Here is an 18,595-nt window from a genome sequence, read left to right as displayed (position 1 = left end):
TATACAAGCAAATCCTCCAACCGATGGAGTTACATAATGGTGATAAAATTGACGGAACAACTTTATGAAAACAAGGCCTCTTACATAGTTATTTGTGAAGATATTTCAAAAATCGGGAATGATAATAGCCTGTTATTCAATCCATTTATGATGAAAAGACTAGCTCTTCCAATCAAATTTGTATTTTCTATCGCCATGGGCCTTCGAGTGAATAACTTAACTTTGGAATCTGCCGAAATGAAAGTATTTAATCCTTCATTAGAAGTCATTTCCGAGCTGGATTTAAAGGAGCTATACTTCACCAACGAAAAATGTCTTAATGAAGATGGATCAAGAATTGATACGATTATTGGAATTCGGATAGAGATGACCAGTGATGACGGTGTACTTTTTGACGATGAGGGAGAATACTACATCAAAGTTTTTGTGAATAACATTGTTATAGGAGAAACCTTCTTTATGATAGCTGCAGAAATAGGTGAGTTAGATGAGTGAATTTCTCCCTGTCCAAAAAGAAAACAATAATCATGCTACTTTTTTAGACGACTACCGAATGAGAAGAGATGCTTCTAAACAAGCACGGTTAAAACAAACTGGGTATACCATACTAGAAACAGCAGCAACTTCTGAACATACACATAACGGAGGGGGTGGCGGAGGAATGGATGAACTTTTGAGAAGGATTGAAAATCTTGAGGATGGATTCAAAGAATTAAAGCAAGACATTAAAGGATTACCAACTACTGCCCATCTTGAACTACTCCAAAAAAGTTTGATTATTGAAATGCAAAATCAAACGAAAGAAATTAGAGAAAACGTTGATATTAAAACATCATCTCTGCCAAACGATGATCGAATGAAAACAATTATCTCGGAACAAGTTAGGGACAATGGTATCGCAACAAAGACCTATGTCAGTGCTGAAATCAGTAAAGCTAGCAATACGAACCTAAGGTGGATTATTGGGTTAGGTGTTCCTGGGTTAATAGCTATAGCCGTGGGATTGCTGAAACTATTCTTATAGTTTACCTTAAGTAGGTGTATTCTCTAAGCATAAGTTTGGTATATATTCACAAAATGTCCCCAATAAGTTATACTAATTAACATTGTACGTAAGCACCATACCTTACCAGTATTGGAGATAGTCTACTAAACTTATTGAGGAGTGTATTTATGAGTAGAACACTCGAGGAATTACAAACAGAAATGATAGTTGAAGCAAGAAAAGGGTTCCCAATTTTGTTGGCTGGTGTAATTGTCTTTTTAATCTTCACCTTTTTACCCTTAGTTTTCCCAATAGAAACTGTGCATTTAGTTTGGATATTTGGCTTAGGTGCTATTTTTCCTATTGGAATTTTAATTAGTAAAATGCTTCGTATTAATTTATTCACTACCAACAATCCTGTAGGAACTTTAGGCGGAATAGTTGCAGCTCCCCAAGCTTTTTACATACCTGTATTTGTAATTGTATATATGAATATACCTGAATACCTTCCCTTCACCATCGGTTTACTAGCAGGCTCTCATTTTCTACCTTACATGTGGATTTATAAAAGTAAAGCTTATCTCTTTGTTACATTAGGTGCGTGTTTTTCTGCCCTAATCTTAGGTGGATTCCTTGTTGATCAAGCATTCACTATAGTGCCTTTAGCAATATCTATTGTGTATGGAATTGGTGTTCTTTTAATTCTTAGAGAACTTAAAGCTAGTCTTGTTTAATCACCATTAATTAGTTGATTTTTTATATGAAAGAAGAGATTTCTGCTACAGCATTTTTTGTCAACTGTACAATACTCATAAATCCTTATTGTGCTAACGGAACACTCCTATTTAGCAATATCATGGCAAGTTAACACTAGAATCAAACAAATACCCACTCAACCGGACGCGGAGGCGTTTAGCTGAATGGGTATTATGAGGGGGAGATGCCCCTCAATTGCATAGTAGCACAGTATTAAATATCTTAACATGAAACATTTCCCAATAATGAAAATCATATCCTACTAGCCTAATTGGTCGGCGGGGTCTTTTTTTGTTTTGGTAAGGAAACTTTTCCTGAGCAGATGATAATCTTCATTTACACGATATCCCAAATGAATTATTGATGTTATATTATATGTGAGCGACGTCCATTGCTAGTTTTTGAAGGTTAGTTTAGTTATGTTAGTGATTAAGCTAACGGGCAGGATGACATGGAAAGTGTCCAAATGTGGAATTCTAAAAGTATTAGGAAGGTAATAGATGGCTTCCTGTCGAACAGTGACAGTAAATTAATACTCGAGGGAAATATTAATGATACAACCAGAGCGATGAGGGCACGACTTACTCGTGAATTTCAACTTTAGGTAACTAAAATTTTTATAAAGATCGAACGGAGGATTTGAGTGGAAAACAACATTGAGATTTCTTATAGCCCACCCGAACCTGAGGAATATATTTCCTTAAGAATAGCAGCAGGTTTAAGTCCGAAAGATTTAACTGGCTCTAAAATAGCACTCCAGAACTCTCTCTTCGTGGTCACTTTGAGACATTTGGATAAACGGCTCATTGGGATGGGACGAATTATCGGAGATGGCGGTTGTTTCTTTCATATTGTTGATATTGCAGTCGATCCAATCTATCAAGGAAAAGGACTTGGTAAGCTGATTATGACCGAAATCATGAACTACTTAGATGAAGAAGCCCCAAAGGGTTCATATGTTAGTTTAATCGCCGATGTACCAGCAGATAAATTATATAAAAGATATGGTTTTGAATATACAGATCCCAAGTCTGTAGGTATGTATAAGAAATATTGAGATCAATGTTTTATGCAAACTCCAGTGTCGGATGATTAAGCTAACGAGGAACGATAGTGCAATGAAGAGACCACAAAGGCATAACGCCAATGTGGTCTTATTTGATTTTTATAAATAAGAATCTAAAAGTAGGTAATGTACATATGTTTATCTATGCCCTAAAGAAATACATTTGCAACTTAATTAGCATGTTACGCAATAGTGCAAATCTAATACTAAACTTCCTGTAGCGGTTGCTTCAGGTAGTACTCCTGTAAGACTTTCGATCGTAATGGTACTCAAATCTTCAACGAAGATCGTTTCCGAACGACCAGCTGTAACAACGATGGTTGATAGCGCGATACCCATGGTATAGTTAACATTAAAGACGGAAGAAGTACTGGTATTAACCACTGTAAATGAACCATTTATTACTAACCCTGTTTGATTTGTAAAGTAAGTAAGAGCAGTAACACTCGGGGTAGGTTGAAAAATGGGATTACATTGTTGGATATTGACAATTTGTTTAGCCACATTATTACAAAAATTAAACACGGCTGAATTTGAGGAATTTCCACACATAGTGAATCACCCTTTCTATTTTCTTTTATGATATGCATGCTTGTATTATAAATATCTGGTTTAACATCACAATTCCTTTATATCTCAAAAAAATGGATGTTTGACTGAGGTCATTTGGCTCAAATCTTCATAAACCATAATAAGGGGGGATTATGGCAATGAAGTTTAAATCAAGACGAACAATAAGGTGTAAACGGCACTCCAAAAAGAGAAAACTTACAATAAATTGCCCCCGACGTTCAAGTTCAAGGAAGAGAAGATGTAGAAAGAAGGAAAATAGATTAATAAAAAAACTTATTTGTATACACAAATGTGTGCCCATTAAACAAGCATGTGATAACAGTACAACTCAAACGTATTTTTGTGTTTCATCAAATTCATTTATAAAATCCCCCTCGGGAACCATTACAATATTAAATACTAGTAAGTCCTGTACAATGCAAATTATGATACAGAGATCGTCCAAATCGTCCAACGATCACGATGTCGCTGATGTAGGTCCGAATTCGTCATTCACGACAATTGTCTCTAATGCAAAATCCGTGAAAATCTTATGTAAGGGTCAGTCCAATCATGAGTGTACTGGTTCACTGGAATTGGATATCCATTACATTGCATTGTTCTAGTTCAAAAATTTTACTAGCTTTTGTTTATAAGGATTGAATCAATCAACACCAAAAAGACCACAGAGGTATAACACCACTGCGGTTTCTTTTGCTATTAATGTAGCATCTGAGCAATTCGTTCTATGTCTTCGATATCCTCATAAGGCACCCACATAGGACCTTCTGACGTGCGTATCTTAGCCCGTTCAGCATCTGTTGATACTTCTGCAAATCCGTTAATTACCTCGCCGCTAGTGAGCTTTACAGTTACCCTTTGATTACTGGATGCAGCTATATGTAATTCTTGTTTTACGTTCATCAGATCCCACCTAATTATTTCTTATCGTTGGTTATTTTAATTCCAACTTTACTTTTAGCATCGGCTATTTCCGACATAGCTGAATACATATATTGATCAGCTGTATTGATAAGGTCTTGAAATTTACTCATATCACTAACCTTTTGATCGTCAATATAAGACAAGACAACTTTATACGCATCCTTTTTGGACAAATAGGCCAGACGGAGATCGTTTTTTGCTCCATTGAGTATCTTTTGAACTTCCTTTGAAACGTTTTTAGGTGTCTTAAGGTTATTGGTACGTGACATTAGAGTTCCAGATGCATCTCTAGCGGTCTCGGCTGCATTGTAAACACTTAATAGGTCGGTAGTTCCAGCAGAAAATGCTTCAATTGACTTTTGGTAATTATCAAAAATTGGAGAAGCTTCCTCTTCAGAAGCATAAACTTCCTTTTCGAAATCCAGTACGGCTTGTTGTTGCTCTTTTTGATTAGCCTTTTCAGAGGTGGCTTTAGCTTTAGTGGCATCCCCTTCTTTAGCCTTGGGTTCAACCTTGGCATCAACTTTGGAAGCATTAGTGTTCTCTTTTTTATTAACTGCTAGCTTATTAGGTGCGTCAGTATCATTATTTGCTAAAACACTAGCGAGAACAATGCCAGCAAGAAGAACCGCTGAAACTATAAAATGTTTTTTTGACGATCCATTCTTTTTGATAGCAGATATAATACCTAGCACTAGAAAAATCGGAAATCCTATAAAACAAAGTACTCCAATAACTACCCCCACAAAATTGCCTCCTTTAATGGTATGAATTATCTATAATGCCCAGTCTACCAAAACTAGGAAAATGTATCTACATAGTATTTCGACAAAAGGATCTAAAATTCTTAGTGATCTCTCAGATGTTCCGATACTGTTACTTTTTTATACCCACTTATATCAAAATATCGATACTTCAACCACTCCGGTTATTACCTCGCCGTTAGAAAGCTTTACGGTTACCTTCTGATTCATCTCAGCGGCTATATGTATTTCTTCTCTAAAGTTCATTCAATCACTCCGTTCATACATTCAATATTCTCCCAAATCAAGAATAAACCCTTCTTCCTTGGAAAAACAATTTGCTTGAATAAAGAACACTCGTTCGCATATAATACAAACAAATGTTCCTATTAGGAGTGAAAAACATGCCAGTGAAGTATCTTGGGAAAATCATCGAAATCATGTATATGGACCAATCAGGAAAGATCACGCAGCGGCGCATCGAAGTGAATAGTATCCGTAATGGATTAATTAAAGCTACTTGTCTAATGACTAGATCGCCACGAACATTTCGCTTGGACAATGTGCTGGCATGGCAGCCAATCAACAAAACAGCTTAGAGGTGAAAGTATGTTGGAGGATCTTGAACGGAAGGTATTAAGAATACTTTGTAACTTTTCTTCCATGCATCAAACGATGCCAACAATGAGGGAATTAGAAATAAAGACCGGCAAGAGAGCAGAGCGCATTAAACACGTGCTAATGGAGCTTGAGAAGAAGATGTACATTAGTTGGGAAGATAAAAGTAGAGTAGACGGGATTATCATCATGGAAGCTTGGGAGTGAAATAGTAGCCGATCAGTGGCTGCGACAAAAAGAGCTATGCAGAGCTAAAAGACGAACTATCTCCGTTCGAGCTTGAAGACCTTTTCCGGTGCCGCGATTCAAAAGCATGAATCTCTTGAAGAGTAAGAACGGATATGCGAGATTCCTAACAAGTCTTCCACAACCAATTAAATGACACCTATAGTTGATAAAACAAAGAGCCGTAGGAGTAATCCTAAATGGCTCTTTGTTTATCCACAACTGTTGATAACTTTTGAATACCACTATGTACTATATAGGAGTCTTTCGACCGGTCATGCTAACAGTACACGGGACATGATGAGTAGGTTAGAGACGATGGTGTTGAGTGGTGCAGATTTACCTATTCTTGTTGTTCGTCAGCAGATTAGTTCGGCCATAGATATACTTGTTCATTTATCCAGACTTCGTGATCATTCACGGAAGGTGATGGAAATTAGTGAGGTATTGGGGATGGAGAATGGGGAAATCAGACTTAATCCACTCTATCAATTTCTAGAAACGGGAGAGAGAGAAGGCCGAATTATTGGACAATTAGAGTCTTGCGGTAATTCCATGCAGCATGTGGAGAAGCTTCGTATGGCTGGTATGCAGAATGGAATACAGATGGGAAGCGACGAGGAGGTGAAGTGTTGAGTACGGCTAGGGTTAGAAAGAAGGCCAACTCCATACATAGAGAAGAGGGTGAACACTTAGATCCGCTAAGAGCATCGCACAGAACGAACCTCCCTGACTATAGTAACTACGAGCTGGGTAGTGTTGAAAAAGGCATGTGTATTGTGATTAGTGGGGGTCTTTTCTACGTTGTGGGTTATCTGTTCTATCATCAATGGATTATTTCACTGCTGTTTTCTTGTGCAGGCTTACTCATTCCTCGTTTCTGGAGGAAACATATGCTAGAACGCCGCAGAGCAAGCATGAGCCTACATTTTAAACAGGCACTGTATTCTTTATCTTCATCCCTATCCGCAGGACGTTCTGTTGAGAATGGATTTAGAGAAGCCGTTCAAGATTTACGAATGCTTGATCCGGAAGCTGAGAACGATTTAATTAGAGAGCTCAACATTATTTGTGCTCGCATGGAGTACGGTGAGCCGATAGAGGAAGCTCTACAGGATTTTAGTCGCCGCGCTAATATGGAGGATATCACAAATTTTGCTGATGTATTTACTTCTTGTAAAAGAACGGGTGGAGATCTAGTTGAGGTAGTACGTCGAACGTCTTCGATCATTAGTGAGAAGCTCGATATCCAGCAGGAAATTTCCGTCATCATTGCACAGAAAAGATTCGAATCCAAGGCGATTCTTGTTGCACCTATTGTGATGATCATATTTATGAATGTAACATCCCCAGAATACATGCTGCCGATGTACAGTGGGGTTGGATACATCATTTCAACATTTTGCCTAATTGGACTAGGGGTTTGCTCTATCTGGATTTCAAAAATTATGGATATCAAATTGTAAGGGGGTGGATAGATATGATTGTGATATGCAGTGTGATGCTGGTTCTGCTAGTGGGAGGTTGGGTGGTGCTGAATCAGCTTGGTGGTGACAAGTATCAACGACTTAGTAAGCTTCCTATGGAGGGAATACGATTAAGTAAGTTGGTACCCCCTATGTTGTGGATATTGGACAAATTTAAACTTTCCACTCGATTTCCATTCTTCTTCTTTAAGGTTCAGCGGTCAATTCAGAAGATTCACGGTATGAGATACAGTGGTGAAATGACGTTACTTTATTTGGGGGAAATGTTGTGTTATAGCTGGCTTCTGCTATGTGCTGGGTGTTTATTGTCCATAGGAATGGGAGAACAGACTGGACTGATTTTCGGAGGGGTTATGTCACTTCTATTACCCGCAGCAATGATCAAGGATCTTCACAAAAAGGTCCAGAACCGAGATCAGGATATGCTGATGGAATTGACGGAGCTGCTGAACAAAATGGTGTTGCTTGTAGGAGCGGGTGAAACGGTACAGAAGGCGATCGTCCATTGTGTCGAACGGAAGAAAGAGCACAAAGATCATCCCTTATATCGTGAATTGATTCGCATGATCGGGGACTGGGATAGTGGCTACTCATTCCAGCAGTCATTTGAGAACTTTAGTAAACGCTGTACATTACAAGAGGTATCTGTCTTCACGACCACAGTGCTACTAAATTTTCGAAGGGGAGGTAATGATTTTGTAGTTGCCTTACGAGATTTATCCCGAGTGCTATGGGAGAAACGTAAGGTAATCACTCGCACGCGAGGTGAACAGGCATCATCCAAGTTGGTATTTCCGATGGTCGTTATATTTTTGGTTGTGGTTGTTCTAGTAGGTTCGCCAGCATTTATGATGATGAATATGTAGGGGGAATGATGAAATGTTAACAATGATACAAGGACAAGCCAAAGGATTATGGGAAGAAGAAGATGGGCTAGGAATGCTGGAAATGATTTTGATTATAGCTGCAATTATTGTTATAGCTGTTATCTTTAGAAAACAGCTATCTGATATTGTTAAAAGCTTGTTAGAGAAGATTGGTACGAAAAGTAATGAATTTATTGATGGATAAGCTTAAAGATGACGAGGGGAGCTTCACTGTTGAAGCTTCTCTTGTTATGCCTATTGTGTTGATGGTGACGCTCATTCTAATGTTCTTCTGTATGTATATTTACCAGCAGTCTATATTACAACAAGTCGCCTCTATTGCGGTCGAGAGGTCGGCATATAGTTGGGATAACAGTCACAAAAATACGTCGAATGGAGCTTTTGCGAAAGGGAATTATGACTCGCTGTATTGGAGAATATCAGATGACCAGATGCTAAGTGCTATCTTCGGTTGGGCAGGAGTAGGGAATACAGCGTCTATTGATTTACCAGGTAACGGTTCGAATGGATCCCTTGCAACTATGAAATTATCGAAAATGAGCCCACTTATGACAGGGAGCATCCAGGGGGAGATATCCTATCAGAATACACTACTGCTGCGTAAAGTCAGCACTCAATTAAACCAGAATATTCATTTATCCCCGTTGGACAAAGTATTATCGGGTGGCTCTAGTATTGAGGTAAGTGCTAAATCTATCGTTGTTGAACCTGTTGAATTTATTCGTACGGTTGATCTAATGCGCTATTACGGAGCTAAATTTAAAGGAATGGGTGAGGAATCTACGAATAAAAGCGATGCGGCTCAAGTTCTGACAAAGTATGGATCAACAGGTAAATAGCTTTAGTGGAATGAACTTTCGTCAGCGAAGACACGGGTATCCGTTAATAGGGGAGGAGAATGAAGATGCTTCGCAAATGGCATTCTGAGCAGAGAGGGTCGGTCTCGATTTTCCTGATTATGATTTTCACGATCGTCTTTGTTTTCGTAGCTATTTTTATTGATTATGCTCGTATTGCTGCGATGAAGGTTCAGAGTGAACGGTTGATTCGTTCAGGAGTTCGTTCAGTAATGTCTGCTTATGATCAGAAATTACAGCAAAATTACGGCTTGTATGCATTTGGTGAGAGTAATGGCGATCAGATTATGGCTACCGTATTGAATGGAGGTATGGAGCATGGGGATAGAAGTGATGCATTTTCAGTGCTTCCTCTTAAATTGGACACCTCCACTTTGCAAATGGACCGTATGCTAGGACAATATGATATATTCAATCGCCAAATTAGTGAGGAAATGAAATATAAAGCTCCGATAGATTTCACATTGGAATTATTGAATAAGTTTAAACCATTATCGAAATCAATGAAGGAAGCATCCAATACTGTAGATGTACTTAGAAAACTTCAAAAGCTATATGACAAACGTGAAGAGGCACTAGACGATATGTTAGTTAAACAGAAGAAGGCTGCTCAAAGTACGAAAGTTCTTTCGGAGTTGATCATGGATTCAAAAGGAAGTAGTTTTATATCTGATGAAGCGTTGGGTAACAGTGGCATTCGTGCTGGAAACCATGTTGCTGCGCAATATCAAGACTATGTTACTCAATCATTAATAATTGCAGCGGTAAATAAAGACGGTGATGAAGAAAATGACGACGATGATAGTGATACGGATGATGACAATATCGTGGAAAAGATTGAAGAATATCAACGGGGAGTCTCCAACTTGTTATCACAAATTTCAAATAAACAGAACTCTGCTCGGGATAATCATGCGAAGATGCTGCCCCAGTCGCTTGAATTGTGGGAAGAAGCGTATGGCTATAATGAACAAATGAAACAGGTTATCGCAGAATCAGAGAGTCGTTCTGTAAATGAAGGTTATGATCAGGTGACCCGTGGAAATTCACCAGGAAGTGAAGAGGATGTAAGCAAGGAAGATGCTGATACAATAGGACAGATCCGCCAGCAGACGCAGAAAGTATTGTTATCAGAATCATTGTTACAGGAATTGAAGAAGGAAATAGAGGTTCAGACCTCTGCCTATCAATCTCTTGACAGTCAGCTTATGCGGTTTAACTCTGAGCTAGGAAGTGCCACCGATATTTACGGAAATAGTAGTCAAATGAAGTCAACTGTAATCCAGATAAGTCGTCAACTAGAAACTTACTTACATAATTATTTCTTATCGGGTTCAAGCAACATTATTGAGACGCAAATTAAGAAATTGGAGATGAATCGTTCTTCAGACAAAGAACGTAAGGCGACAGAGAAGAAAGCTAAAGCAAAACTAAAGGATGCAGCCAAGATTCTGAATAGTATTCATGAGTTGGATGATAAAGCACAAGCCTATTTGGAAGAGTATCGAACGGTTCAGCAGTATTATGAGGAAAGTTTAGCCTTTAATAAGGGAACACAAGGGGACTCTTATAAAGGATCAGATCTAGATAACGATCCATATGATGCGGGTAAATCTGCTATGAATGATATGGACGATTTATATGGTTCTATGGGTAGCATCATGTCTATGTTATCAGATGAATTCTATCAGAATGAATATGCAGCGAACTATTTTCATCACTTTGATGTCAGTCGCTTGGGGTCAATAGTGAGTAATCCTGAAAGCTCAATCGGAGATGATATAGTGGATCAGCTTAGTATTCATAATCAGGAGTTGGAGTATATTCTGTATGGATTTCATAATCCAGTAGGTAATGTATCCGCTGCTTATGCAGAGATTTTTGCAACTCGATTGGCGATACGTACGATGGAGGGATTAGTGAAGAATAGTAAGCTGGGAAATCCATTGTTAATTTTGGCAGCTGCGTTGTTATACGGTATTGAAATGGCGATAGCAGACATGATTGAGTTATGTCAAAAAGGATCGGTAGAGTTATCCGCGTACTTGAGAGTCAGGATAACTTATCGAGATTATTTGAGACTATTTCTGTTTATTCATAGTAACAATGATAAAAAAATGTCGCGGATACTCTCACTGATTCGTTTTAATACGGGGATTAATCCTGCGGAAAGAGCTACTTATGCCTCTAGTGAAGCCAGAATAGGGATGAGACTGTGGTTTCTCCCCGGAGTCATGAAGATGGTTGGATTTGTTTCTGGTAGCCAAGATGAAGTGGAAGGGAACCGTTATTATGTTACTAAGAAAGCGGACTTTTCATATTAGAAAAACATCAAGTGAACAGGGGAGCATCGTACTTGAGGCTGCTCTAGTATTTCCGCTGTTTATATTTTTTATATTATTTCTTATTTATATGGTTCAGATGACTTTGATTTCTACGGCATTACAAAGCACAGTATCGGATACTGTCAAGATGGTATCTACACATATGTATCCTGTTGCGTTGGCTGTTACACCTGATGCTACGGAGGATGTGGAAGGTGGATCAAAGCTAACTGGGAATTGGATTATACCTAAGCTCTCCGTTACAGATTGGGCATCTGAGTATAGTAAATCTCTCCCTGCACCACTTAGTGATTGGATAATGGCAGCTGCAGCTACGGGAGACGAGCCATTACAAAACTTGAAGAATAGCACGGCAGAGGCAGTTCTTGATCCAATCGTAAAACCTCTTCTAAAGCCCTTCATGCAGAGCCAAATGCTAAGTTATGGTCGAATCCACGTTTCTAACATTCATGTGCCTGATATGAAGACTAGGAACAATCCGTATTTCGGAATAGAAGTAAGTTATGAGTTACCTATGAGGGTTCCTTTTATTAATAAAAAGATAGTATTACAGGCTAGATCGGAAGAGCGCCTGTGGATTGGGGATACATCAGATGCTTCAGATGGAAGTCATGAAGAGTCTACAGAAGATTCGGGATCTATTCAATTGATAGAAAAACCTAATCCTGCGGTAGTTAGCAAGAAGACTAAAGTTAGGGTGAAGGTAGCTCCGGACAGTCATGCACATCTTTCTGTTTTTTATAAAAGTGGCGAGAGTACCGCGAAGTATCTTGGCTGGAGTCGTGCAGATGCAGATGGCTATATAGAGTGGGAGTGGTCTGTGGGTCCGAATACGACACCAGGCACATGGTCCTTTGTTGTTAAGGCAGAAGACGGAAAAAGTATGGAAGTGACGTTCACCGTGGTTGACCGGGATTAATGGAATTACGAAGAAGGGAAGATAAGAGATGGAGTTCGCCTATTGGGGATGTGCATTGCTTGTAATCGTTGCATTTATTACAGATGTCAGAACGATGAAAATACCGAATAAACTTACCATTCCTGCAATGGCTTCCGGCATGCTGTATCAAATAATAAATGCGGGCTGGGAGGGATTTCTATTCTCAGGAAAAGGTTTTCTAGCTGGATTCGGAATACTGTTATTCATGTATTGGATGGGGGCCGTGGGTGCAGGAGATGTCAAATTATTTGGAGGAATTGGTACGTGGACAGGAGTTCTTTTTACAGTCCAAGCTATGTTGTATTCTATCTTATACGCAAGCCTGATAGGAATCATTATATTATTATGGCGAAGAGAGACCCTCTCTAGAATTAGAAATATATCTAAAGGGATAGCAGGATTCTTTATCATGAAAGATATTAGCATATTAAAGAATAGCGGTAAGGAGCCACTTAGATTTCCCTTTATGCTAGCGGTTGTGCCGGGAGTAATTAGTGCTTATTTATATATCGTTTCTTAATAAATAAGGGGTGTCTAAATTGACTGATATGCAACGTGACTTTATCCATAATGGGGGTACCTATATGGTGCTAGGTGGAGTGGAGGGTTTTCCATCTTCGCACATCATTCGAGTTCAGACAAACATGATCTCCGCGGCTCGAATTCCTCATCATTTGACACTAAGATTGAAAGAGTTAGATTTCAAAGTGGTACTTCAATATGATATTACGGACAAAAAAATGTTATCCCACTTGCTGAAAAGTGAGAAGCTGAATATGGCTGAGTATTATGGGTTGCTACTTCAAATTGTGAGTACGCTTGAAGAAAGTAAGTTGTATATGTTACAGCCAGATAAATACAAGCTGAATGAGGATTATATTTTTGTTGAAGGAACACTTCAAATAGGCTCACTTTATTTAACTTATGTCCCTGTATTGAATATGGAAAGTGTGTCTGTAGGGGCTTCCTTGAGCCATTTAATAACTAGACTTATGACAGCGGTGTCTGCATTACAAGGAAATGGTGTTCAGCGTTTGCTTCAATATGTCGCCGATGATGGTTTCACATTGCTAGGGTTGCGGAGAATGCTTCTAAATCTACTTGCTGAGGATGGAGAACAATCTGTTTCACATGAGCAGCGGCGTATTAATTCTCCTCCAAGGGTCTCCACACATCCATCGATAGAATCTCATAGTCAGAGATTTGCGGTGGATCGTGAGATCCATACTGCTTCCAATCAAATTGATGATGATAGATTGGTAATGAATCAATTAGAACGACGACCTGTGAAGAATGGGGTGGAGCTGTCACATCATCAGATGAAGATGCCATCGTCCACAAGGATGAATGAATCTGATGAATCAGAAATGGAAGAGGATAGTGAGCGTAACTCTGCCATCAGAACATATCTAATGGTGGGTTATATGTTAGTTAGTGCTTTATTGTGGAAATTTCTATATATGAACAATCCAAGTAAATTAATGCTTTTTGTCAGTATAGTGTTGACGGTTTCTCTAGGAATTCTAACGTGGATGGGATGGAGAGGGAAGCTACATCTACGAAGTGGGGCTGATCAAGAGGAACCGTTGCATCATTCTCTATCTATGTTTGATTCGGGTGAATTGGTGGACTCAAGTCCAGTTAAGAAGCATAACACACCATTTCAAGTAGAAAGGCTGACTGGTTTCTTTAGTGGGTCTCCCAAAGAGAAGGGGAAAAACAAGCTGAAAGAACAGGAAAGGAATGAAATGAAGCTATTACGTGAGAAATGGACGTTTCCAGAGTCTCCAAACTTAGGTTCGAAGGAGCCATTGTGGGAGCCAGAGCCAAAGCATGTTACTTCATTCCATAAGGATGATGAGGAAGGGAATTACTATGCCCAATTAGGTCATAGAACAGAGATGCTATCCTCGTCACGGACGCAAGCAACGGTTCTTCTTAAGCCAGAAATATCAATAGATAAAGTGAATTCTTTGAAATCACCTCAGCCCTGTTCGTACTTGGAGCGCAGAGAAGAGGGTCAAGATGTTCCAGAAGGGAGGCCTTTGGAAGTGATTGAGCTTCATTGTCCCCACTTCATTATTGGAAGGTCCACTGACGTTGCTCAATTTGTTGAAGAGATGCCGGGTACTTCAAGAGCTCATGTGGAGCTATCCAGAGTAAGTGGAGGAGGGTATGTGATTAAAGACTTAGGCTCTAAGAACGGAACGATACTGAATAAACAGTCTATGGTATCTTACAAAGAATACACTCTTCAAGACGGTGACGTATTCACGATTGTCCGTGGAGAATATACTTATCGTAGTGCATGACGGATCGCTTGATGGTATCTGAAGTCCTAAGGTTTGGTATTGAACTCTATATTTATTTACTAGTTTTAAGTTCTTCAAGTGCAGTCTTTAATCGAGGATAAGTGAACATAAAACCATGGTTTAGAGCCTTCGCTGGGATCACACGTTGTCCTTGGAGCAGGATAAGTGATAACTCGCCAACAATGGTTTTTAGCAAAAAGCTGGGTACAGGAAACCAGTGAGGCCGGTGATATACGGCTCCAACAGATCTACCGAATTTATCATTCGTTACAGGTTCAGGAGAAGAGGCATTAACGGGTCCCTCGATGTTTGGATTGATAATACAGAACTCGATTAATCGAACGATATCATGAATATGAATCCATGACATCCACTGTTGCCCACTTCCTATTCTTCCACCTGCCCCAAGCATGTAGGGAAGCTTCATCATAGGGAAGGCACCACCCTCATTACCAAGTACAACACTCACTCGTAGCTTCACGAGTCTTACATTCTGAATGTTGTCCGCTGCATGTTCCCATTGTTCTACAACGTCTGAAGGGAAATCGTTCACACGCGGTTGGTGTGTCTCATCAAATGTTTCATGAAATGAAGTGCCATAAATAGCAATAGCCGAAGCCTGAATAACGACAGGTGGCTTTCTTTTCAAGGATGCTATTAGCTTGGCTACTGCTGAGACTGTCTTCATTCTGGATTGAATAATTCGTTCTTTAGCTTGTCGAGTCCATAATTGACTTAGGGAAGCGCCAGCTAAATTGACGAGGGTATCAATACCTTCTAGTAAAGACGGATTGTTATGTATTTGATCCCAAGTCATATATTCCAGCTGTGGGTGATGCATGGTGTTCTTTGGCTGGTTACGAGTAACGATAATCACTCGGTGACTTTGTTCAGATTGCTCTTTGAGTAAATATTCAGTCAAAGCTTTTCCTATAAAGCCTGTTCCCCCACAAACTACAATCTTCATGTTGAATACCCTCCCTTATCCATTCCTGATTATAGAATACCCCCTACTAGGAAATCATATTGTTGAAGGTTTAATTTCCTCAATGCGATTTTGTCTGTAGGGGGTATAGTTATACTTATTTATTTATGAGATGCTTGTAAGGCGTGTAATCAATGTTGCTTTTCTTCAAAAAAGTGACCAAGAACTTGTTATCACGTTTAGGTGTAGCTACAATATATCCTTTAATACAGTGATCTCTAGTTACTTCCGATGCTTTGCTCTCAACGGCAATCTTACCAATCTCAGCTGAAATTGAATGTTTCGCAATATCACGAAAAGGAGTAGGTACAGGTGCCACTAGCTGATCTAAGAAAGCTAGGGATTCGGTAGTCCATAACGAGCGACTTTGCTCAACCCAGTAGTTCTGCCAATCCAGTTTAGACTTACCATCCGCTTTAGGAAGCACTTTCAAGAACTTACGAAACATGAAGAAGCCGCCTATACACATAGCTCCCATCATGACAACCGTCCAGAAAGCGATAGAGTTCATGAACCATCGGTTGGGGGTAGTGCTGGACAAAATATGAATAACAAATGTCGAATGCATATATTGTTCACCTCAATGATATTAATCATATTCAGAAACCTTCATCTGAATTATAACGCATTTCTAGATTTATTTCGATATTGGAGTTAAAATAAAGGTTATTCGATTATAAAGGGAGATGGAGCGTATGTTGAAGATTGGTTCCCATGTGTCCTTTTCGGACAAGGGCCTATTAAGTGCAGCGAAAGAAGCAAATACCTACGGTTCTAGTTCGTTTATGATATATACAGGTGCACCACAGAATACGCGTCGCAAGCCGATTGATTCTATGCACATTGAAGAAGGCAAGCAGGTAATGGAACAGAATGGGATGGATGAGATTGTTGTCCATGCTCCGTATATTGTCAACTTGGCTTCATATAAGGAGAATATCTATGAACTTGCTGTGAGCTTTCTGCAGGAAGAAATTCGTCGTACACATGCGATTGGTGTTAAGAATATCGTCCTACATCCTGGGGCTTTTACAGACAAGGATGCTGAATATGGAATTCAACGTATCGCGGATGGACTGAACGATGTATTAGAGGGTACGAGTGAGACAGATGTTCATATTGCATTAGAGACGATGGCTGGTAAAGGAACAGAAATAGGTCGTAGTTTCCAAGAGATTGCTCAAATTATTGAAAAAGTGAAACATAACGAGCGTCTAACGGTTTGTCTGGATACTTGTCACATTCATGATGCGGGGTATGACATAGTAGATGATCTAGATGGTGTACTTGCTGAGTTTGATAAGACAATAGGAATAGATAGAATCGGTGTTATCCATTTAAATGATAGTAAGAACTCACGTGGAGCCGGTAAAGACCGACATACTCCGATTGGTAGTGGTTATATTGGGTTTGACACCATTAACCGTATTGTGCACCATGAGTTGCTTCAAGGGAAGCCTTTTATCTTAGAGACGCCTTGGATTGGAAAAGATGCCAAAACTCAGCGTCCAATGTACGAAGTGGAGATTGCGCTTTTACGTGGAAATACTGCGGAGAGATTCGGATCAGAATTTCATAACCAGGTGGACAAACTTCGTGAGTTCTTTAATGAACAGCATATTGACTCTCGCCAGTATGTTCTAGATGTATGGAACTTGCTTAAGAATGATGCAAAGGCGAAGAAGGCTGATCCACGAGAACCCTTAGAACGCTTATATGATATGGTTATGGAAGCCGATCTTTTCCCAGAATTGAGTGAAGAACAAATTAACCATCGGATTATTGCTTGGTTAGCTGGTAAGTAAAGATCACGTACAGAATGATTGGCATTATTTTGTGGAGAGAGGTTGGGGATACACATGGAGGTACATATTAACAAGAATCTATCGCTGTCCAAAAATCCACACAAGGAGCGTGCACGGATGCTCATATCTTGTCCTGATGGACCTGGTATTGTAGCTGCTGTATCGGATTTTCTGTATCAGCATGGGGCGAATATCATCCAATCTGATCAGTATACGATGGACCCTTCGGGTGGCATGTTCTTTATGCGTGTAGAGTTTGATCTTCACGAGTTAGACAGTAAGTTACCTGAACTTGAGGCTGAATTCAAAGTTATTGCCTCTAAATTCACCATGGATTGGAAGATCCATAATGTAAGCCGTAAGAAAAGACTCGCTATCTTCGTATCTAAGGAGGATCATTGCTTGGTAGAACTCCTATGGCAATGGCAAGCGGGAGATCTTGATGCCGAAATAGCGATGGTCATTAGTAACCATCCTGATATGAAGGAATATGTAGAATCCTTTGGCATCCCTTATCATTTGATAACGGTAACGGCTGAGACGAAGAAGGAAGCTGAGCAGAAACAGCTTGAAGTTATTGGTGATGATATCGATGTGATTATTCTTGCTAGATATATGCAGATCATTTCTCCTACATTTATTCATCATTATCGTAATCAGATCATTAACATCCATCACTCATTCTTACCAGCTTTTGTAGGAGGCAAGCCTTATGCACAAGCCTACCAACGGGGCGTTAAGATTATTGGGGCAACGGCACACTATGTGACAGAGGAACTTGATGGAGGACCCATTATTGAACAGGATGTGCAGCGGGTTAGCCATCGCGACGATGTGAGTGAGCTGAAACGGATTGGACGGACAATTGAACGTGTCGTATTAGCGAGAGCTGTGAAATGGCATATTGAAGATCGTATTCTGGTACACGAGAATAAGACCGTAGTGTTTAACTAATTTATAAATGATAACACAATAGAATAAACACAAAAGAACCTTCGACTTCACGGATTAAGGGTGTTGAAGGTTCTTTGTATTTCCATTAATGATGCATCTAGCGCATTCGGTTCACTTAACTATGAGTTTGCTT

22 protein-coding genes and 1 pseudogene are annotated in these 18,595 nt (G+C 39.5%); 18 read left to right on the top strand and 5 right to left on the bottom strand.

All coding sequences use genetic code 11. The features are described 5' to 3' along the window. The first annotated feature begins 36 nt into the window (after window positions 1-36). From UB51_RS16665 to UB51_RS16650, 4 genes are all read left to right on the top strand, one after another. A complete protein-coding gene (locus UB51_RS16665; protein WP_044878274.1) occupies window positions 37-495 on the top strand; it encodes a hypothetical protein in 459 nt (152 codons plus the stop codon). Continuing rightward, window positions 488-1,024, top strand: a complete 537-nt coding sequence (locus UB51_RS16660; protein WP_044878273.1) for a hypothetical protein — start codon at window positions 488-490, stop codon at window positions 1,022-1,024. Before UB51_RS16665 ends, UB51_RS16660 begins: the two co-directional genes overlap by 8 nt. A gap of 149 nt (window positions 1,025-1,173) precedes the next feature. After that, window positions 1,174-1,719, top strand: coding sequence for a DUF7010 family protein (locus tag UB51_RS16655; RefSeq protein WP_044878272.1), 546 nt, complete (start codon window positions 1,174-1,176; stop codon window positions 1,717-1,719). A gap of 665 nt (window positions 1,720-2,384) precedes the next feature. After that, window positions 2,385-2,798: a GNAT family N-acetyltransferase gene (locus UB51_RS16650; protein ID WP_044878271.1), complete on the top strand. Its 414-nt coding sequence runs from the start codon at window positions 2,385-2,387 to the stop codon at window positions 2,796-2,798. Between the two features lie 183 nt (window positions 2,799-2,981). Here the strand turns inward: UB51_RS16650 and UB51_RS16645 are convergent, their stop codons facing one another. Then, window positions 2,982-3,359 carry an S-Ena type endospore appendage gene (locus tag UB51_RS16645; RefSeq protein WP_044878270.1) on the bottom strand — a complete coding sequence of 126 codons (378 nt, stop codon included), beginning with the start codon at window positions 3,357-3,359 and terminating at the stop codon, window positions 2,982-2,984. 152 nt (window positions 3,360-3,511) lie between these two features. On the opposite strand from UB51_RS16645, the gene UB51_RS29785 reads away from it, so the two are divergent. After that, complete coding sequence (locus UB51_RS29785) at window positions 3,512-3,985, top strand: S-Ena type endospore appendage (protein ID WP_445322332.1); 474 nt, start codon at window positions 3,512-3,514, stop codon at window positions 3,983-3,985. Window positions 3,986-4,079: 94 nt separating this feature from the next. Here UB51_RS29785 and UB51_RS16640 read toward each other — a convergent pair whose 3' ends face one another. Then, window positions 4,080-4,283: a hypothetical protein gene (locus tag UB51_RS16640; RefSeq protein ID WP_044878269.1), complete on the bottom strand. Its 204-nt coding sequence runs from the start codon at window positions 4,281-4,283 to the stop codon at window positions 4,080-4,082. Window positions 4,284-4,297: 14 nt separating this feature from the next. Further along, complete coding sequence (locus UB51_RS26545; RefSeq protein ID WP_052675976.1) at window positions 4,298-5,050, bottom strand: hypothetical protein; 753 nt, start codon at window positions 5,048-5,050, stop codon at window positions 4,298-4,300. A 401-nt stretch (window positions 5,051-5,451) separates the two neighbouring features. Here UB51_RS26545 and UB51_RS16630 point away from each other — a divergent pair, with 401 nt between their 5' ends. The 11 genes and pseudogenes from UB51_RS16630 to UB51_RS16580 all read left to right on the top strand — a co-directional run bounded on the left by UB51_RS16630 (window position 5,452) and on the right by UB51_RS16580 (window position 14,718). Continuing rightward, the gene (locus UB51_RS16630; RefSeq protein ID WP_044878268.1) at window positions 5,452-5,646 is read left to right on the top strand and encodes a hypothetical protein; all 195 of its coding nucleotides are present in this window, start codon (window positions 5,452-5,454) and stop codon (window positions 5,644-5,646) included. 10 nt (window positions 5,647-5,656) lie between these two features. Continuing rightward, a complete protein-coding gene (locus UB51_RS16625) occupies window positions 5,657-5,872 on the top strand; it encodes a helix-turn-helix domain-containing protein (protein WP_044880224.1) in 216 nt (71 codons plus the stop codon). Window positions 5,873-6,151: 279 nt separating this feature from the next. After that, window positions 6,152-6,526, top strand: a pseudogene (locus UB51_RS16620) (hypothetical protein); the annotation flags it as partial. 32 nt (window positions 6,527-6,558) lie between these two features. Then, complete coding sequence (locus tag UB51_RS16615) at window positions 6,559-7,356, top strand: type II secretion system F family protein (protein WP_044880223.1); 798 nt, start codon at window positions 6,559-6,561, stop codon at window positions 7,354-7,356. A 14-nt stretch (window positions 7,357-7,370) separates the two neighbouring features. After that, window positions 7,371-8,243 (top strand): type II secretion system F family protein, encoded by an 873-nt coding sequence (locus tag UB51_RS16610; RefSeq protein WP_044878266.1) that lies wholly within the window; start codon window positions 7,371-7,373, stop codon window positions 8,241-8,243. Window positions 8,244-8,256: 13 nt separating this feature from the next. Next, window positions 8,257-8,448 (top strand): Flp1 family type IVb pilin, encoded by a 192-nt coding sequence (locus tag UB51_RS16605; protein ID WP_044878265.1) that lies wholly within the window; start codon window positions 8,257-8,259, stop codon window positions 8,446-8,448. Continuing rightward, entirely contained in the window at window positions 8,429-9,103 is a 675-nt protein-coding gene (locus UB51_RS16600; RefSeq protein WP_044878264.1) for a TadE family protein, read from the top strand. The genes UB51_RS16605 and UB51_RS16600 overlap by 20 nt, the downstream gene beginning before the upstream one ends. 65 nt (window positions 9,104-9,168) lie before the next feature. Continuing rightward, a complete protein-coding gene (locus UB51_RS16595; RefSeq protein WP_044878263.1) occupies window positions 9,169-11,445 on the top strand; it encodes a TadE/TadG family type IV pilus assembly protein in 2,277 nt (758 codons plus the stop codon). Then, a complete protein-coding gene (locus UB51_RS16590; RefSeq protein WP_044878262.1) occupies window positions 11,414-12,385 on the top strand; it encodes a pilus assembly protein in 972 nt (323 codons plus the stop codon). The genes UB51_RS16595 and UB51_RS16590 overlap by 32 nt, the downstream gene beginning before the upstream one ends. Before the next feature lie 28 nt (window positions 12,386-12,413). Continuing rightward, on the top strand, window positions 12,414-12,926 hold the full coding sequence (locus UB51_RS16585) for an A24 family peptidase (RefSeq protein ID WP_044878261.1): 513 nt from the start codon (window positions 12,414-12,416) through the stop codon (window positions 12,924-12,926). 28 nt (window positions 12,927-12,954) lie between these two features. After that, a complete protein-coding gene (locus UB51_RS16580) occupies window positions 12,955-14,718 on the top strand; it encodes a DUF6382 domain-containing protein (RefSeq protein WP_044880222.1) in 1,764 nt (587 codons plus the stop codon). Between the two features lie 52 nt (window positions 14,719-14,770). Here UB51_RS16580 and UB51_RS16575 read toward each other — a convergent pair whose 3' ends face one another. Both UB51_RS16575 and UB51_RS16570 read right to left on the bottom strand, forming a co-directional pair. Then, entirely contained in the window at window positions 14,771-15,685 is a 915-nt protein-coding gene (locus UB51_RS16575) for a TIGR01777 family oxidoreductase (RefSeq protein ID WP_044878260.1), read from the bottom strand. A gap of 115 nt (window positions 15,686-15,800) precedes the next feature. Beyond that, window positions 15,801-16,271 (bottom strand): DUF2621 domain-containing protein, encoded by a 471-nt coding sequence (locus UB51_RS16570; RefSeq protein ID WP_044878259.1) that lies wholly within the window; start codon window positions 16,269-16,271, stop codon window positions 15,801-15,803. 127 nt (window positions 16,272-16,398) lie between these two features. Here UB51_RS16570 and UB51_RS16565 point away from each other — a divergent pair, with 127 nt between their 5' ends. Together UB51_RS16565 and purU are read left to right on the top strand one after the other, a co-directional pair. Further along, window positions 16,399-17,508: a deoxyribonuclease IV gene (locus UB51_RS16565; protein ID WP_044878258.1), complete on the top strand. Its 1,110-nt coding sequence runs from the start codon at window positions 16,399-16,401 to the stop codon at window positions 17,506-17,508. A gap of 54 nt (window positions 17,509-17,562) precedes the next feature. Further along, on the top strand, window positions 17,563-18,462 hold the full coding sequence (gene purU, locus UB51_RS16560) for a formyltetrahydrofolate deformylase (RefSeq protein ID WP_044878257.1): 900 nt from the start codon (window positions 17,563-17,565) through the stop codon (window positions 18,460-18,462). Window positions 18,463-18,595 lie beyond the last annotated feature (133 nt).

It is taken from the genome of Paenibacillus sp. IHBB 10380, from assembly GCF_000949425.1.
GTDB lineage: Bacteria > Bacillota > Bacilli > Paenibacillales > Paenibacillaceae > Paenibacillus_AQ.
This window is presented reverse-complemented; position numbering and strand designations above follow the sequence as displayed.

Coding starts and splice junctions, on each gene's coding strand:
- UB51_RS16665 (WP_044878274.1), top strand. CDS start 37: ATGGTGATAAAATTGACGGAACAACTTTATGAAAACAAGGCCTCTTAC.
- UB51_RS16660 (WP_044878273.1), top strand. CDS start 488: ATGAGTGAATTTCTCCCTGTCCAAAAAGAAAACAATAATCATGCTACT.
- UB51_RS16655 (WP_044878272.1), top strand. CDS start 1,174: ATGAGTAGAACACTCGAGGAATTACAAACAGAAATGATAGTTGAAGCA.
- UB51_RS16645 (WP_044878270.1), bottom strand. CDS start 3,359: ATGTGTGGAAATTCCTCAAATTCAGCCGTGTTTAATTTTTGTAATAAT.
- UB51_RS29785 (WP_445322332.1), top strand. CDS start 3,512: ATGGCAATGAAGTTTAAATCAAGACGAACAATAAGGTGTAAACGGCAC.
- UB51_RS16640 (WP_044878269.1), bottom strand. CDS start 4,283: ATGAACGTAAAACAAGAATTACATATAGCTGCATCCAGTAATCAAAGG.
- UB51_RS16630 (WP_044878268.1), top strand. CDS start 5,452: ATGCCAGTGAAGTATCTTGGGAAAATCATCGAAATCATGTATATGGAC.
- UB51_RS16625 (WP_044880224.1), top strand. CDS start 5,657: ATGTTGGAGGATCTTGAACGGAAGGTATTAAGAATACTTTGTAACTTT.
- UB51_RS16610 (WP_044878266.1), top strand. CDS start 7,371: ATGATTGTGATATGCAGTGTGATGCTGGTTCTGCTAGTGGGAGGTTGG.
- UB51_RS16605 (WP_044878265.1), top strand. CDS start 8,257: ATGTTAACAATGATACAAGGACAAGCCAAAGGATTATGGGAAGAAGAA.
- UB51_RS16600 (WP_044878264.1), top strand. CDS start 8,429: ATGAATTTATTGATGGATAAGCTTAAAGATGACGAGGGGAGCTTCACT.
- UB51_RS16595 (WP_044878263.1), top strand. CDS start 9,169: ATGCTTCGCAAATGGCATTCTGAGCAGAGAGGGTCGGTCTCGATTTTC.
- UB51_RS16590 (WP_044878262.1), top strand. CDS start 11,414: ATGTTACTAAGAAAGCGGACTTTTCATATTAGAAAAACATCAAGTGAA.
- UB51_RS16585 (WP_044878261.1), top strand. CDS start 12,414: ATGGAGTTCGCCTATTGGGGATGTGCATTGCTTGTAATCGTTGCATTT.
- UB51_RS16580 (WP_044880222.1), top strand. CDS start 12,955: ATGCAACGTGACTTTATCCATAATGGGGGTACCTATATGGTGCTAGGT.
- UB51_RS16575 (WP_044878260.1), bottom strand. CDS start 15,685: ATGAAGATTGTAGTTTGTGGGGGAACAGGCTTTATAGGAAAAGCTTTG.
- UB51_RS16570 (WP_044878259.1), bottom strand. CDS start 16,271: ATGCATTCGACATTTGTTATTCATATTTTGTCCAGCACTACCCCCAAC.
- UB51_RS16565 (WP_044878258.1), top strand. CDS start 16,399: ATGTTGAAGATTGGTTCCCATGTGTCCTTTTCGGACAAGGGCCTATTA.
- purU (WP_044878257.1), top strand. CDS start 17,563: ATGGAGGTACATATTAACAAGAATCTATCGCTGTCCAAAAATCCACAC.